Origin of the sequence: Streptomyces sp. NBC_01077, assembly GCF_045162855.1 — a bacterium.
GTDB lineage: Bacteria > Actinomycetota > Actinomycetes > Streptomycetales > Streptomycetaceae > Streptomyces.
Window position 1 is genome coordinate 3634896 of sequence record NZ_CP108669.1, and the last position, 16039, is coordinate 3650934.

At 70.9% G+C, this 16039-nt stretch carries 13 protein-coding genes; 1 reads left to right on the top strand and 12 read right to left on the bottom strand.

Going from position 1 to position 16039, the window contains the following annotated elements; genetic code table 11:
• Window positions 1-68: 68 nt before the first annotated feature.
• The 11 genes from OG462_RS16270 to folC form a co-directional block, all read right to left on the bottom strand.
• Complete coding sequence (locus tag OG462_RS16270; RefSeq protein ID WP_406058204.1) at window positions 69-1163, bottom strand: hypothetical protein; 1095 nt, start codon at window positions 1161-1163, stop codon at window positions 69-71.
• Window positions 1164-1239: 76 nt separating this feature from the next.
• Window positions 1240-3168 carry a TIGR03960 family B12-binding radical SAM protein gene (locus OG462_RS16275; RefSeq protein ID WP_406058206.1) on the bottom strand — a complete coding sequence of 643 codons (1929 nt, stop codon included), beginning with the start codon at window positions 3166-3168 and terminating at the stop codon, window positions 1240-1242.
• A 52-nt stretch (window positions 3169-3220) separates the two neighbouring features.
• Window positions 3221-4780, bottom strand: coding sequence for a CHAD domain-containing protein (locus OG462_RS16280; protein ID WP_406058208.1), 1560 nt, complete (start codon window positions 4778-4780; stop codon window positions 3221-3223).
• A 50-nt stretch (window positions 4781-4830) separates the two neighbouring features.
• Complete coding sequence (gene rodA / locus OG462_RS16285) at window positions 4831-6030, bottom strand: rod shape-determining protein RodA (protein WP_406058210.1); 1200 nt, start codon at window positions 6028-6030, stop codon at window positions 4831-4833.
• A gap of 4 nt (window positions 6031-6034) precedes the next feature.
• Window positions 6035-8305 carry a penicillin-binding protein 2 gene (gene mrdA, locus OG462_RS16290; protein ID WP_406058212.1) on the bottom strand — a complete coding sequence of 757 codons (2271 nt, stop codon included), beginning with the start codon at window positions 8303-8305 and terminating at the stop codon, window positions 6035-6037.
• A gap of 19 nt (window positions 8306-8324) precedes the next feature.
• A complete protein-coding gene (gene mreD / locus OG462_RS16295) occupies window positions 8325-8993 on the bottom strand; it encodes a rod shape-determining protein MreD (RefSeq protein ID WP_406058214.1) in 669 nt (222 codons plus the stop codon).
• Entirely contained in the window at window positions 8990-9991 is a 1002-nt protein-coding gene (mreC, locus tag OG462_RS16300; protein ID WP_406058215.1) for a rod shape-determining protein MreC, read from the bottom strand. The genes mreD and mreC overlap by 4 nt, the downstream gene beginning before the upstream one ends.
• Window positions 9992-10084: 93 nt before the next feature.
• Complete coding sequence (locus OG462_RS16305) at window positions 10085-11104, bottom strand: rod shape-determining protein (protein ID WP_376405907.1); 1020 nt, start codon at window positions 11102-11104, stop codon at window positions 10085-10087.
• Between the two features lie 292 nt (window positions 11105-11396).
• Window positions 11397-11810 carry a nucleoside-diphosphate kinase gene (gene ndk / locus OG462_RS16310; protein WP_015033594.1) on the bottom strand — a complete coding sequence of 138 codons (414 nt, stop codon included), beginning with the start codon at window positions 11808-11810 and terminating at the stop codon, window positions 11397-11399.
• Between the two features lie 66 nt (window positions 11811-11876).
• On the bottom strand, window positions 11877-12242 hold the full coding sequence (locus OG462_RS16315) for a DUF4233 domain-containing protein (RefSeq protein WP_030317602.1): 366 nt from the start codon (window positions 12240-12242) through the stop codon (window positions 11877-11879).
• Window positions 12243-12247: 5 nt separating this feature from the next.
• Window positions 12248-13747 carry a bifunctional tetrahydrofolate synthase/dihydrofolate synthase gene (gene folC, locus OG462_RS16320; protein WP_406058218.1) on the bottom strand — a complete coding sequence of 500 codons (1500 nt, stop codon included), beginning with the start codon at window positions 13745-13747 and terminating at the stop codon, window positions 12248-12250.
• A gap of 111 nt (window positions 13748-13858) precedes the next feature.
• Here folC and OG462_RS16325 point away from each other — a divergent pair, with 111 nt between their 5' ends.
• Window positions 13859-14881 (top strand): rod shape-determining protein, encoded by a 1023-nt coding sequence (locus OG462_RS16325; RefSeq protein ID WP_406058219.1) that lies wholly within the window; start codon window positions 13859-13861, stop codon window positions 14879-14881.
• Here OG462_RS16325 and OG462_RS16330 read toward each other — a convergent pair.
• The gene (locus OG462_RS16330) at window positions 14878-16020 is read right to left on the bottom strand and encodes a sensor histidine kinase (protein WP_406058221.1); all 1143 of its coding nucleotides are present in this window, start codon (window positions 16018-16020) and stop codon (window positions 14878-14880) included. The two genes, OG462_RS16325 and OG462_RS16330, sit on opposite strands and share 4 nt — an antisense overlap.
• Window positions 16021-16039 lie beyond the last annotated feature (19 nt).

Consider the following 16039-nt stretch of genomic DNA (forward strand, 5'->3'; position numbering starts at 1 on the left):
TCGGTGCGGGGCGGCGCGGGTGGCGCCGTCCACGAGATGTACGGGTTGCCCTGGGGGTCCCGCCCGGTTCACCCCCGCTTTCGCAGGGAGATCTCGGGGGCGGGCGCCGCGCCGGGGACGTTCGTTGTACTACCCAGAGTACGCGCCCGGGCCACCTCCGGTTCCCCGGGCTCGGCCGACCTGACTCCGCCGACCAGGGCACGCCAGGCATCCCGGCGGGCCTCGCGCACGGCGGCGCGGGCCGAGGCGAGCGCGTCCCGGGCCACCCGCCCCGCTTCGACGGCGGCCTTGCGGGCGGGGGCCCACACGCTGTCGCGGACCCAGTGCCCGACGGGCGTGCAGACGTTCCGCCAGGCCCAGACCGTGGGCCGCCCGACCACATTCCAGGCCATCCACTTCAGCGCCCGCCCGACGGCCCGCGAGAGGTACCCGGCGACCCGCCAGCAGACGGCGAACGCGTCCCGGACCTCCCGCGCGACGGGCACGAGGACCCGCTTCCAGAGCCAGAGGACGGGCACGACCACCCCGTACCGGAACAGAGGGACCAGGACGTACCGGAAGAGTGCGGCGACCGGCACGAACACCGCCTTCTCCAGCAGGAACAGGAGCCCCGTGCCGAGCGGAGCGAGGACCTGCCGGTACAGCCATGCGGCGGGTACGGCGATCCCGTAGCGGCAGACGGGCACGACCACGTACCGCCAGAGCCCCACCCACGGCCACACGAACACGAGGTTGGCGAGCAGGCGACCGGCGGCCGACAGCCCCCGCCACAGCCATCCGGCCCCGACGGCGATCCCCCGCCCGACACCGGTGAACACCCACGCGATCCCCCGCCCCACCGGCGCGAGCACCGCCCCGTACAACCAGCGCGACGGGCGGCTCACCGTGTGACGGAAAACCCAGGCGAGGCCCCTCCCCACGCGGGTGAACACCCAGGCCAGGCCCCTCCCCACGCCCGTGAACACCCAGGCCAGACCCCGGCCGATCCCCGTGAACACCCACGCGATCCCCCGGCCCACCGGGCGGAGGGCCGTGCGGTCGAGGAAGTGGGCCGTGGCCGTGAGGGCGTCCCAGGTCATGCGGATCGGGAGGACGACCACGAGCACCACGATCCGGATCGGGATGCGGATCAGCGCGGGCGGCGGCGGGTTCTCCATGCTCATGCCGGAAATGACGCGACGGCCCGGTGGAGGGTTTCCCCTCGCACCGGGCCGTCGCCGGAGTGTTACCCGAACGGACCTACTTCACGACCGACAGCGGCAGCAGCTTCTTGCCGGTGGGGCCGATCTGGATGTGGGTGTCCATCTGCGGGCAGACACCGCAGTCGAAGCACGGCGTCCAGCGGCAGTCCTCGACCTCGGTCTCGTCGAGCGAGTCCTGCCAGTCCTCCCAGAGCCAGTCCTTGTCGAGACCGGAGTCCAGGTGGTCCCAGGGCAGGACCTCCTCGTAGGTGCGCTCGCGGGTCGTGTACCAGGCGACGTCGACGCCCATCTCCGGCAGCGTCTTCTCGGCGCAGGCCATCCAGCGGTCGTACGAGAAGTGCTCGCGCCAGCCGTCGAAGCGGCCGCCGTCCTCGTACACCGCGCGGATGACCGCGCCGATGCGGCGGTCGCCGCGCGAGAGGAGGCCCTCGACGATGCCGGGCTTGCCGTCGTGGTAGCGGAAGCCGATCGAGCGGCCGTACTTCTTGTCGCCGCGGATCTTGTCGCGGAGCTTGCGCAGCCGCTCGTCCGTCTCCTCGGCCGACAGCTGCGGGGCCCACTGGAACGGGGTGTGCGGCTTGGGGACGAAGCCGCCGATGGAGACGGTGCAGCGGATGTCGTTCTGGCCGGAGACCTTGCGGCCCTCGGCGATCACGTTCATCGCCATGTCGGCGATCTGGAGGACGTCCTCGTCGGTCTCCGTCGGCAGGCCGCACATGAAGTACAGCTTCACCTGGCGCCAGCCGTTGCCGTACGCGGTGGAGACGGTCCGGATGAGGTCCTCCTCCGAGACCATCTTGTTGATGACCTTGCGCATGCGCTCGGAGCCGCCCTCGGGGGCGAAGGTGAGGCCGGAGCGACGCCCGTTCCTGGTCAGCTCGTTGGCCAGGTCGACGTTGAAGGCGTCGACACGGGTGGACGGGAGGGACAGGCCCACCTTGTCCTCCGTGTACCGGTCGGCGAGGCCCTTCGCGATCTCACCGATCTCGGAGTGGTCCGCCGAGGACAGCGAGAGGAGGCCGACCTCCTCGAAGCCCGTCGCCTTGAGACCCTTCTCGACCATCTCGCCGATGCCGGTGATGCTTCGCTCCCGTACGGGGCGCGTGATCATGCCGGCCTGGCAGAAGCGGCAGCCGCGGGTGCAGCCGCGGAAGATCTCGACGGACATGCGCTCGTGGACGGTCTCCGCGAGCGGCACGAGGGGCTGCTTGGGGTACGGCCACTCGTCGAGGTCCATGACGGTGTGCTTGGAGACGCGCCACGGCACACCGGACTTGTTGGGCACGACACGGCCGATGCGGCCGTCCGGCAGGTACTCCACGTCGTAGAACCGCGGGATGTACACCGAGCCGGTCTTCGCGAGGCGGAAGAGGACTTCCTCGCGACCGCCCGGCCGGCCTTCGGCCTTCCAACCGCGGATGATCTCGGTCATGTCGAGGACGGCCTGCTCGCCGTCGCCGATGATCGCCGCGTCGATGAAGTCCGCGATGGGCTCGGGGTTGAAGGCCGCGTGGCCGCCCGCGAGCACGATCGGGTGGTCGACGGTCCGGTCCTTCGCCTCCAGCGGGATGCCGGCCAGGTCGAGGGCGGTGAGCATGTTCGTGTAGCCGAGCTCGGTGGAGAAGCTCAGGCCGAACACGTCGAACGCGCCGACGGGCCGGTGGCTGTCGACCGTGAACTGCGGGACCTTGTGCTCCCGCATCAGCTCTTCGAGGTCCGGCCAGACGCTGTAGGTGCGCTCGGCGAGGACGCCCTCGCGCTCGTTGAGCACCTCGTACAGGATCATGACGCCCTGGTTGGGCAGGCCGACCTCGTACGCGTCCGGGTACATCAGCGCCCAGCGGACGTCGGCGGACTCCCACGGCTTGACCGTGGAGTTCAGCTCTCCACCGACGTACTGAATCGGCTTCTGCACGTGCGGGAGCAGAGCTTCGAGCTGCGGGAAGACAGACTCGGCAGCAGACATCTCGAACCTTCGTGAGCTGGCAGGGGGGCGACTCTCAAGCGTACCCCGGTGCTCAGCGGGTCAGAGCCGCCACGAGTTCCGGTGCCGAGGCCCTGGCCCAGACCTCGGGGAGCTCACGCTCGGCGGCCTCCGCCGCGGCCTCCTCGTGTCCGTACAGAAGTCCCCAGGTGAAGGCCGATTCGCCGGCCCCGTGGGCCTGGATCCCGAGCTCGCGCAGCGCCCCGCGGGCGACGACGGCGTCCTGGTGTTCGCCGAGCAGGGTCTGGACGGCCTTCACTCTTTTCGCCAGCCGCTTCGCCGGCTTCCCGAGGGTGGGCCGGGCGGCCTCGGCCGCGTACCGCGCGCGCTTGGCGGCCTTGCGGGCCTCGTGGAGGGCGAGGTCGCGCTCGCCCGGGGATTCGAGGGAGAGGGCATGCCCGATCCGGCCGGCGAGGCGGTGGTGGTCCTTGCGGACGGCGCGGGCGAGGACCGTCCGGGCGTCGCGGGCGGCGTCCTTGCGCAGGGGCGGGTCGGCGAGGAGCGCGTCGAGGGTTCCGAGGAGGGCGAGATAGCGGGCGGAGTCGAGGGCGGCGAGGGCCTGGCGCCGGGCGCTCCTGCCGTGGGCGGCGTCGCGGCGGCGCAGCCGGGCCCGGACCGGGCCGAGGACGAGGGTGCGGGGCAGGTCCGTGAGGCGGGCGCGCAGCCGCTCGTCGAGGACCTCCTGGTCGCGGGCGACGCCGAGTTCGCCGGCGAGCCATTTGAGTTCCTCGCCGATCGGGTCGGTGACCTCCCGGTCGAGGACGCGTCCGTAGGTCTTGAAGGCGCTGCGCAGCCGGCGGCAGGCGACGCGCAGCTGGTGGACGGCATCGGGCAGGTCGCGCCGTACGGCGGGGTCGTACGCGACGATCGCGTCGACCTGTTCGCGTACGCAGGAGAGGACGGCGGCTCCGGCGGTGCCGGGCGCCGCGGGGGTGACCGGGGTCGCCTCGGACTCGGGGCCCCGGGCCTGGTCCCGGCCTTCGTCCTGTTCCGGGCCCGCGCCTGTCTCGGCCAGGGCGCGCGCCAGTTTCGACGGCGAGTCCGAGGGCAGGATGCCGGCCTTCCGGAGGCGTTTCTCGACGGCGTCGAGGATCGCCGGGTCGGTGTCGTCGGCGAGTTCGACCTCGATCTCGGTCCAGGCGGCCTCTCCCCCGCGCGTGAGGCCTTCGGCGTGGACGGTGTCCACGGAGAGTTCGGCGAGGAGGGTGCCGTCGCCGTCGCGGAGGTGGCGGACGTCCCGGGAGGAGCGGAGGCGGACGACGGGGACGATCTCACCGTCCCGGACGCGGGAACGCAGGAGCCCCGCCAGGGAACGCGGGAGCGTGTCCGAGAGCGGGGCTCTGATCTCGTCGCGGATGCCGGAGGCGACGGGGAACTTCAGGTGCCAGCCGGCGTCCTCGCCTCCGGTGCGGCGGCGCAGGGTGAGCGCGTCGGCGGCGAGCCGCAGATCGGGGGTGTCGTAGTAGACGGCGTCGAGTTCGGTGACGCCCTCGTCGGTGACCGAGGCCACCCCGGCCGCCCGGGTCAGGTCCGGGAGGCCGGTCCGGGTGGTGGCTTCGTACTTCCGCTCGATCTCTCGCTTCGTGTCCGCCATGAATCGAATCTAGACGGGAAGTGAACACATGGGCAGAGGGCCTCGGCGGCTCAGGCCGTCATCGGTCGCTGCACCCTGATCGACTGGAGCAGTCCGATCGCCACCCACACGGCGAACATGGACGAGCCGCCGTACGAGACGAACGGCAGCGGCAGGCCCGCGACCGGCATGATGCCGAGCGTCATGCCGATGTTCTCGAAGGACTGGAAGGCGAACCAGGCGATGATGCCGGCCGCGACGACCGTGCCGTAGAGCTCGGTGGTCTCGCGGGCGATCCGGCAGGCCCGCCAGAGGACGACGCCGAGGAGGAGGAGGATCAGGCCGGCGCCGACGAAGCCGAGCTCCTCCCCCGCCACCGTGAAGACGAAGTCGGTCTGCTGTTCCGGTACGAACTGGCCCGTCGTCTGCGAGCCCTTGAAGAGGCCCGCGCCGAGGAGGCCGCCGGAGCCGATCGCGATGCGGGCCTGGTTGGTGTTGTAGCCGACGCCGGCCGGGTCGAGGTCGGGGTTGGCGAAGGCCGCGAAGCGGTTGATCTGGTACTCGTCGAGCATGCCGAGCGCGGTGACGAGGACCGCTCCCCCGATGCCCGCGCCGATCAGGCCGAGGACCCAGCGGTTGGAGGCGCCGGAGGCGAGCAGCACGCCGAGGACGATGACGGCCATGACCATGACCGAGCCGAGGTCGGGCATCAGCATGACGATGCCCATGGGGAGCGCGGCCAGCGTGAGGGCCTTGGCGACGGTGCGGTGGTCGGGGTGGAGCTGGTCGCCCGCGTCGACCTTCGCGGCCAGCAGCATCGCCATCACCAGGATGATCGTGATCTTCACGAACTCACTGGGCTGGAGCGAGAAGCCGCCGCCGACGACGATCCACGCGTGGGCGCCGTTGATGGTGGCGCCGAGTGGGGTGAGGACGGTGAGGATCAGCACGATCGAGAGGCCGTAGAGGACCGGGACCGCGCCGCGCAGGGTGCGGTGGCCGAGCCAGATCGTGCCGATCATCAGGGCGACGCCGATGCCGGTGTTGAGCAGGTGCCGGAAGAGGAAGTAGTACGGGTCGCCGTTGTTGAGCTCGGTGCGCCCGCGGGTGGCGGACCAGACGAGCAGCGCCCCGATGAAGGAGAGCGCGAGCGCGGAGAGCAGGATCGGCCAGTCGAGCCGGCGGACCACCGAGTCGCGCGCGGCCAGCTTGGCGAGCGTGCCGCGCTCGGGGGCGTACCGGGAGACGGAGAAGCCGTGGGGTGCGGTCATCGGTTCAGTCCCTCCGCCAGGTGGCGGGCGGGCCCGCGAGTTCCTGCTGGTCCGGCTTGTCGGGGTCGGTCTGGCCCGGGTCGGCCGGGTCGGCCGGGTCGGCCGGGTCGGTCTGGCCCGGGTCGGCCGGCGTGTTCAGGGGCGCGTTCGGGTCGATCTTCCCGATCTCCGGGTCGTACGGCTTGATCTTCGGGGCGTCGATGGAGCCATCGGGCTCGATCTTCGGGAGGCTCCGCTGCGGCTGCGGCAGGAGGGCGCGCTTGAGGTCCTGGTTGCCGGCGTCGTCGAGTCCGTAGAGCGCGTCGTAGATGTTGCGGACGGCGGGGCCGGAGGCGCCGGAGCCCGTACCACCCTGGGCGATCGTCATGATGATCGCGTAGTCCTTGGTGTACGTGGCGAACCAGGAGGTCGTCTGCTTGCCGTAGACCTCGGCGGTACCCGTCTTGGCGTGCATCGGGATCTTGTCCTGCGGCCAGCCGCCGAATCGCCAGGCGGCCGTACCGCGGGTGGCGACTCCCGCGAGGGCTTCCTCTATCAAGGCCTGCGTCTTGGCGTCCATGGGGAGCCTGCCGTGCGCCTTGGGCTTGATCTCGGTGACCTTCTTGCCGTCGGGGCTGATGACGGCCTTGCCGACGGTCGGGTTCCAGAGGGTGCCGCCGTTGGCGATGGCGGCGTAGATGGTGGCCATCTGGATGGGGGTGACGAGGGTGTCGCCCTGCCCGATGGAGTAGTTGACGGAGTCACCGGCGCGCATCAGGTTGCCTTCGAGGCAGTTCTCGTAGGAGAGCTGCTGGACGTACGTGCCGCCGCGCTTGCCGATCTTGCACCAGTAGTCCTTGTTGGCCGCCCAGAAGTCCTGCTTCCACTTCCGGTCGGGGACACGGCCGGTGACCTCGTTGGGGAGGTCGATGCCGGTCTCGGCGCCCAGGCCGAACTGGTGGGCCGTCTTGTAGAACCAGTCCTTGGCGTCCTTCTTCGGCTTCATGCCGCCGTCGTTCAGCCACTGCTGGTGGGAGAGGGCGTAGAAGACGGTGTCGCAGGAGACTTCGAGGGCCTGGCCGAGGGTGATGGAGCCGTGGCCCTGGGACTCGAAGTTCTTGAAGACCTGGCCCCCGATGGAGTACGAGGACGGGCACGGGTAGCGGCCGTTGAAGTCGTATCCGGCGTTGACGGCGGCGGTGGTCGGGACGACCTTGAAGATCGAGCCGGGGGCGGCCTGGCCCTGGATGGCCCGGTTGAGGAGCGGGAAGTTGGAGTCCTTGCCGGTGAGGGCCGCGTAGTCCCTGGCGGAGATGCCGCCGACCCAGGCGTTGGGGTCGTAGTCCGGCTGGGAGGCCATGGCGACGATCCGGCCGGTCTTCGTCTCCATGACGACGACGGCGCCGGAGTCGGCCTTGTAGTTCTCGCTGGTGTTCTTGTCGTGGACCTTGCGGGCTTCCACCATCGCGTTGTGCAGCTCCCACTCGGCGACCGCCTGCACGCGGGCGTCGATGGAGGTGACGACGTTGGAGCCGGGGACCGCGGGGTCGTTCTTGGCCTGGCCGATGACCCGGCCGAGGTTGTCGACCTCGTAGCGGGTGACGCCGGCCTTGCCGCGCAGTTCCCTGTCGTACGTGCGCTCCAGGCCGGAGCGGCCGATCTGGTCGGAGCGGAGGAACGGCGAGTCGCTGTCCTTGGCCTTCTCGATCTCGGAGTCGGTGACGGGCGAGAGGTAGCCGAGGACCTGGGAGGTGCGGGACTTGCCGGGGGCCGGGTAGCGGCGGACGGCGGTGGGTTCGGCGGTGATGCCGGGGAAGTCCTCGGCGCGCTCGCGGATCTGGAGGGCCTGCTGGGTGGTGGCCTCGTCGGTGACGGGGATCGGCTGGTACGGCGAACCGTTCCAGCAGGGCTTGGGCGTCTTCGAGTCGCAGAGCCGGATCTTGTTGATGACCTCGTCGGGCTTCATGTCGAGGACGTCGGCGAGCCGGGTCAGGACCGTCTTGCCGCGGTCCTTCATCTTCATCAGCTCGGTGCGGGACGCGGAGACCACGAGGCGGGTCTCGTTGTCGGCGAGCGGCACGCCGCGGGCGTCGAGGACGGAGCCTCGCACGGCTGGCTGTACGACCTGCTGGACGTGGTTGTTCTTCGCCTCGTCCGTGTACTCCTTGCCGTTGCGGATCTGGAGGTACCAGAGCCGGCCCCCCAGGGTCAGCAGCAGCGAGAAGACGAGGATCTGGATGACGACGAGCCGGATCTGGACCCGGGGGGTCCGCCCAGTCTCGGGGATGTTGCTCATACCGCCGGTGCCCCCTCGGTCACAGTCGCTTGACTCCCTTGATGCGTCCGGCCCGTGAGGCGCGGCTGCGGGCGGCCTTGACGCGCAGGCCGCCGCGCTGGTTCCCGATCCTCAGGCCCGTGCCGGAGGAGAGCCAGCCGGAGGCGACGTCGGCACCGTTGCCCCCGCCGGCGTCGGCGAGCGGGTCGTTCTCGGCTCTGCGGGCCAGGGCCATGATGAGCGGCACCGTGAAGGGCGCGAGGAGCAGGTCGTACACGGCCGCGGTGAACAGCAGGAACCCCAGGCCGACATGGCGGGCGGCGGTGTCGCCGACGAGGGCGCCCACCCCCGCGTACAGCAGGGTGGAGCCGACGGCCGCCACGACGACGACGACCATGGGGCCGGTCGCGGAGGTCAGCCGGCCGTTCTCCGGGCGGGCCAGGCCGACCAGGTAGCCGATGACGCAGAGCACGAGGGCGTAGCGGCCGGCGGCGTGGTCGGCGGGCGGGGCCAGGTCGGCGAGGAGCCCGGCGCTGAAGCCGATGAGCGAGCCGCTGACGGGTCCGTAGACGAGGGCGAGGCCGACGACGGTGAGCAGGACCAGGTCGGGGACGGCGCCGGGGAGCTGGAGCCGGGCGAGGACGGAGACCTGCACGACCAGGGCCACCACGATCAGGGTGGCGGAGAGGAGGATCCGGTTGAACTTCACGGTGTCGCGTCCCCCTGGTCCTGGCCCTGCTGGTTCCGGCCCTGCTGGTCGGTGTTCGGCGGCTGCTGCCCGTCGGCGGCCTGCTGTCCGTCCGGTGGCGGTGGCGTGACCGTGACCGTGACGGTCGGCGCGGGCTTGGGCTTCTGCGGCAGGACCGTGTCGCGCGGGTCGGAGCGGGGGGCCTGGACGACGACGCCGACGATGTCGAGCTTGGTGAAGCCGACGTACGGGCGGACGTAGATGTTGCGGGTCAGGCCGCCGCCCGCGGGGTCGACGCGGACGACCTCGCCGACCGGGACGCCGGGTACGAAGGGCTTGTCGGCGCGCGAGCCGAAGGTGACGAGCCGGTCGCCGGGCTTCACCTTGGCCTTGCCGTTGAGGAGCTGGACGAGCAGCGGGCGGTCGCCCTGGCCGGTGGCGAAGCCGAGTTCGTCGGACTTCTCCATGCGCGTACCGACGGTGAAGTCGGGGTCGTTGGCGAGGAGGACCGTGGAGGTCGACGGGCCGACGGTGGTGACGCGGCCGACCAGCCCGGAGCCGTTCAGTACGGTCATGTCCCGCTTGATGCCGTCGCGGGCGCCCACGTCGACGGTCACGGTCCAGGAGAAGCCCTGGGCCGCTCCTATGGCGATGACCTGCGCGCCCTTGATGCCGTACTGCCCGGCGCCGGCGGTCTTCAGCATGGAGTCGAGTTCACGCAGCCGGTTGCGGTTGCGGTCGTCGCTGCCGAGCTCCGCCTTGAGCTCGGCGTTCTCCTTCTCCAGAGCGGCGATCCGGGTGTGTCGCTCGCCGGAGTCCCGGACCGCGCCTATGGCGTTGCCGATGGGATCGACGGCGGCCGCCACACCGTTCTCGACGGGCCCGAAGACCGCCGCTGCGGCCTGCCGGGCACCGTCGACGGGTGACTCCTGACCGCCGCGGATGTCCACCGTGATCAGTGCGAACGCGATGGCGATCAGCAGCACCAGGAGCAGCCGGCTCTCTCGTGTGTCCCTCACGTGCGGCGGCCGTGCCTTTCCTCGTGGTTCGTTGTTCGGCTGTGCGGGTGAAGCAGGTGCGGGTGAAGCGGCTGTGCGGTGGAAACGTTGCTTCTAGCGGCGCGGCTGGGCGTCCAGCACCTGCTGGAGGGCCTCGAACTCCTCCACGCACTTGCCGGAGCCGAGCACCACCGAGTCCAGCGGGTCCTCGGCGATGTGGATCGGCATGCCGGTCTCGCGGCGGAGCCGCTCGTCGAGGCCGCGCAGCAGAGCGCCTCCACCGGTGAGAACGATGCCACGGTCCATGACGTCACCGGAGAGCTCCGGCGGGCACTTGTCGAGGGTGGTCTTCACGGCGTCGACGATCGCGTTGACCGGCTCCTCGATGGCCTTGCGGACCTCGGCGGCCGAGATGACCACGGTCTTGGGCAGACCGGAGACGAGGTCACGGCCGCGGATCTCGGTGTGCTCGTCCTTGTCGAGGTCGTACGCGGAGCCGATGGTGATCTTGATCTGCTCGGCGGTCCGCTCACCGAGGAGGAGCGAGTACTCCTTCTTGATGTGCTGGATGATCGCGTTGTCCAGCTCGTCGCCGGCGACCCGGATCGACTGTGCCGTGACGATTCCGCCGAGGGAGATGACGGCGACCTCGGTGGTGCCGCCGCCGATGTCCACGACCATGTTGCCGGTGGCCTCGTGGACCGGGAGGCCCGAGCCGATGGCCGCCGCCATGGGCTCCTCGATGATGTGCACCTGGCGGGCGCCGGCCTGCGTCGAGGCCTCGATGACGGCGCGGCGCTCCACGCCGGTGATGCCGGAGGGCACGCAGACGACGACCCGGGGGCGGGCCAGGTAGCGGCGCTTGTGGATCTTGAGGATGAAGTAGCGGAGCATCCGCTCCGTGATCTCGAAGTCGGCGATCACGCCGTCCCTGAGCGGGCGGACTGCGACGATGTTGCCGGGGGTCCGGCCGATCATCTTCTTCGCCTCCGCGCCGACCGCGAGGATGCCGCCGGTGTTGGTGTTGATGGCGACGACGGACGGCTCGTTCAGAACGATGCCTCGACCCCTGACGTACACCAGCGTGTTGGCGGTCCCGAGGTCGACAGCCATGTCACGGCCGATGAACGACATTGAGTTCCCCTTGTTTCCCATGAGGATGCTTCGGGCCTTCCCCAGCGAGCGTTGACGGCTTCTCAGGTAGGCGAAACGGTGGCTGAAATGGGTGGCTGAAGGTGGTGCGGCGTGGAGTTTTCCATCGTAGTGCCGCCCGCCCGGATACCGCGCGGTGGTCCACCTCTGTACAGGTGACGGTAGGACGCGGCGATCCGTTCCCGGGATCGACGTTCATATGCCTGGGGGCGACCGAAATTCCTTCGGTCGCCCCACAGGCTGCTGCGTTCGGCTGATGCCGGGTCAGCATTGCTCAGACAAGACCCGGGAAGAAGATCTTCAGCTCGCGGAGGGCCGACTCCTCGGAGTCGGAGGCGTGGATCAGGTTCTCCCGGACGATGGTGCCGAAGTCACCGCGGATCGAGCCCGGAGCGGCGGCGATCGGGTCGGTCGGACCGGCCAGCTGGCGGACGCCCTCGATGACCCGCTCACCCTCGACGACGAGCGCGACGACGGGACCGGAGGACATGAAGCCCATCAGCGGCTCGTAGAAGGGCTTGCCCTTGTGCTCGCCGTAGTGCTGCTCCAGGGTCTCCTGGTCCAGCTCGCGCAGCTCCAGGGCCGCCAGGGTCCAGCCGGCCTTGCGCTCGATACGGCCGATGATCTCGCCGATCAGGCCACGGCGGACGGCGTCGGGCTTGAGCAGGACGAGCGTGCGCTGGCTCACGGGGGAACTCCTTCGGAAAAGCGGTGTGCGGGACCTCCGAGGCTACAGGTCCCGCACGCCCCTCGATTACGCAGCGTCAGGCCCTGCCGAAGCCCCTGCGGCCTGCGCCTCGGCCCAGCGTGCCTTGATGTCGTCGATCCGTCGCCCATAGTGAACGGATGCCCACCACAGGCCGGCGAAGACCGCGCCGAGGAAGAACATCGTCGGGACGACGAAGCCGCTGAGGATCAGGCCGATCTGCAGGGCCCAGCCGAGCTGCACACCGCCGGGGCGGGTGACCATCCCACAGAGCAGCACCGAGATGACCATCGCGACACCGCAGACCCACCAGACGGTGGACATCGCGAGGCTGTCGTCCTTCATGGCGACGAGACCGGCGAAGCCGATCACGAAGAACTCGCCGATGAGCGTCGAGGAACAGAGCGTACGCATCGGGTTCAGCCCCTTCGCAGCAGCAGCCGGGCGTCGCCGACCGTGAAGATCGAACCGGTCACGAGGACGCCCGCGCCGCCGTACTCGGCCTCTTCCTCGGCGAGGGTGATGGCCACCTCGATGGCGTCGGGGAGCCGCGGCTCGACGACGACCCGGTCCTCGCCGAAGACCTCGACCGCGATCGCGGCAAGCGCGTCCACGTCGGTGGCACGGGGGTTGGAGTTCGCCGTGACGACGACCTCCGCGAAGATCGGCTCGAAGGCCTCCAGGAGCCCCCTGGCGTCCTTGTCGCCGCTCGTGGAGACCACGCCGATGAGCCGGGAGAAGCCGAAGGCCTCGCTGACGCCCTCCGCCGTCGCGCGCGCGCCGTGCGGGTTGTGCGCGGCGTCCAGGATCACCGTCGGGGAGGAGCGGACGATCTCCAGCCGGCCGGGCGAGGCCACCTGGGCGAAGGCCTGGCGGACCGTGTCGATGTCGAGGGTCCGCGCGTGCTCCGCGCCGATCCCGAAGAAGGCCTCGACCGCCGCGAGCGCCACCACCGCGTTGTGCGCCTGGTAGGCGCCGTGCAGCGGCAGGAAGATGTTGTCGTACTCGCCGCCCAGACCGCGCAGGGTGAGGAGCTGGCCGCCGACCGCGACCTCGCGGGCGACGATGCCGAACTCCATGCCCTCGCGGGCGACGGTGGCGTCCGCCTCGACGGCCTTCTTCAGCAGGACCTGCGCCGCGTCCACCGGCTGCTGGGCCAGGATCACGGTCGCGCCCTGCTTGATGATCCCTGACTTCTCGCCGGCGATCTCGGCTGTCGTCCCGCCGAGCCGGTCGGTGTGGTCCAGGTCGATCGGGGTGACGACGGCGACGGAGGCGTCGATGACGTTCGTCGCGTCCCAGGTGCCGCCCATTCCGACCTCGACGACGGCCGCGTCGACCGGGGCGTCGGCGAAGGCCGCGTACGCCATTCCGGTGAGGACCTCGAAGAAGGAGAGCCGGTACTCCTCGCGGGCGTCGACCAGCTCCACGTACGGCTTGATGTCCTGGTACGTCTCGACGAACCGCTCGGCGGAGATCGGGGCGCCGTCCAGGCTGATCCGCTCGGTGATGGTCTGCACGTGCGGCGACGTGTACCGCCCGGTGCGCAGCTCGAAGGCGCCGAGCAGGGCCTCGATCATGCGGGCCGTCGACGTCTTGCCGTTGGTGCCGGTGATGTGGATCGAGGGGTACGCGCGCTGCGGGTCGCCGAGGACGTCCATCAGGGCCGCGATCCGGGTGACCGAGGGCTCCAGCTTGGTCTCGCCCCAGCGGGTGGACAGCTCGGTCTCGACCTCGCGCAGCGCCTTGTCGAGCTCCGGGTCCTCCGGGCGGCTCGGCACGGGGTCGCCCTGGGGCGCGCCGCCCTGCGTGCGCAGGGTGCGGCTGCCGGCCTCGATCACCGCCAGGTCGGGGTCACGGGTGGTTTCGGCGTCGACGATGTCGTCGAACTGGTCACTCGGGTCGCTCGGCTCACTCACGGGCCCAGTCTACGGACGGGTACCGACACCACGACCGACAGGACCATGGACCCGCCCTTTCGGGACTTTCGGTCCACCGTCCGCCGTACCGGCCCGGCAAACTTGGCGATCATGGACATAGGGATCGACCTCGGCACGGCCAACACGCTCCTCTACGCACGCGGCCAGGGCATCGTGCTCAACGAGCCGTCCGTGGTGGCGGTGCAGGAGGGCTCGCGGCACGCGCTCGCGGTCGGCACGGAGGCGAAGGAGACCATCGGGCGTACACCGGGTTCGATCACCGCGATCCGGCCGCTGCGGGACGGTGTGATCAGCGACTACGAGGCGGCCGAGGAGATGATCCGGCACTTCGTGCGCAAGGCCGTCCCAGGTCGCCGCCGGCCGCGCACGCGCATGGTGGTCTGCGTGCCGAGCGGGGTCACCCAGGTCGAACGGCGGGCGATCGTGCACGCCTCCCTCTCCGCGGGCGCGCGGGCCGTCCACCTCATCGAGGAGCCGATGGCGGCGGCGATCGGCGCCGGGCTGCCGGTCTCCGACCCGCGCGGCTCGATGGTCGTCGACATCGGCGGCGGTACGACCGAGGTGGCCGTCATCTCCCTCGGCGGGATCGTCACGGCCCAGTCCCTGCGGGTGGGCGGCGACCGGCTCGACGCGGCCCTCACCGAGTTCGTCCGCAAGGAGCACTCGCTGCTCATCGGCGAACGGACCGCCGAGGACGTCAAGGTCGCGATCGGCACGGCCTGGCCGGTGCCGGGCGAGGAGGAGCGGGAGGGGCGGACCTTCACCGTGCGCGGCCGGGAGAGGGTCAGCGGGCTGCCCCGGACGGTGGAACTGACGGTGCCGGAGGTACGGGCGGCGCTCGACGAGCCGGTCGAGGCGATCATCTCGGCGGTACGGGTGACCCTGGAGGAGTGCCCGCCGGAGCTGTCGGGCGACGTCATGGAGCACGGCATCGTGCTGACCGGCGGCGGGGCGCTGCTGCCGGGCCTCGACCTGCGGATGGCGTCGGCGACGGGCATCCCGGTCTTCGTCGCGGACCGGCCGCTGGACTGTGTGGCGCTGGGGTCGGGGCGGTGCGTGGAGGACTTCGACGGGCTGCAGAGGGTGATGGGGAAGGCGGAGACGGTGCGCTAGCCGGGGGTGATGCCGGTCGGCAGGAGCGCCGTCACCGCATAGCCCTCGCCCTCCCGGCGGGCCTTCAGCGTGCCGCCCATGCTGGTGACCCGCTCCTCCATCGAGAAGAGCCCGGTGCCGGTCGAGACGGGGGCCGGGTCCGGCGGGGTCTTCGGCAGGGGGTTGCGCACCTCGATGCGCAGATCGGGGCCCTCCACCGTGATCGCGACCGTCACCGGCAGCCCGGGCGCGTGCTTGGCGGTGTTCGTCAGGCACTCCTGGACGACCCGGTGAACGGCCGCCTGCCGCAACGGCGAGAGGGCCTTCGCCTCCTCGGCGACCGTCAGCTCGACGGGGCTGCCCATCCGCTCGCTCTCCTCGGCGAGCCCGGCGAGCCCTTCGAGGCCGGGGGTGGCCGCCTCCCGGTCGGCGCGGCGCACGATCGTCTCGTTGAGCATGAGGTGGGCCCGTCGGGCGGTGTCCGCGAGCTCCTCGAAGTCCTTCTGGTGACCGTCTCCCCTGGCCCGTACGGCGAGGACCTCGGCCCGTACCGCGAGGACGGTCAGCTCGCGGCCGACCAGGTCGTGGACGTCCCGGCCGACGGAGATCCGCTCCTCCTGGACGGCCTGCCGGGCGGCGGCCTCGCGCCGCTGGACCTCCAGGGCGCGGACGAGGTCCTGCCGGTAGGCGGCGATGCCGACGCCCGCGGCGAGGACGCCGATCGGGACGACCAGGCTCAGGAAGTCGCTCAGGGTGTCGCCGTGCCGGGCGGGCCAGCCGGGTGTCTGGAAGAGGCCGTAGGCGACACCGACGTACAGCAGGGTGGCGACGACGGCGGCGCGGCGGCCCCGGTAGCGGCCGATCGAGTACAGCGCGAACTGGATCATGGTCAGCTCGTGCAGCCACCCCATGAGCCCGAGCGCCACCAGGTACGGCAGCCAGGGCAGCCGTCGCCGGAGCACCAGGGTGGCGGCACCGGCGGCGAGGACCAGGGTGGCGGTGACCCCGGTCAGGGAGTTGTCGGCGCGGGCGAGCCCCGGCACGTCCAGGCACATGAGGCCGAAGGCGCTGAGCGCGGCGACGACGTCGAGGGCGCGGGGCGAGACCGCCCACCGGTCCACGCAACGGCGCAGCGCGGGGACGGTGGGGAGGCGGAGCATGCCTTCCATCATCCAAGGT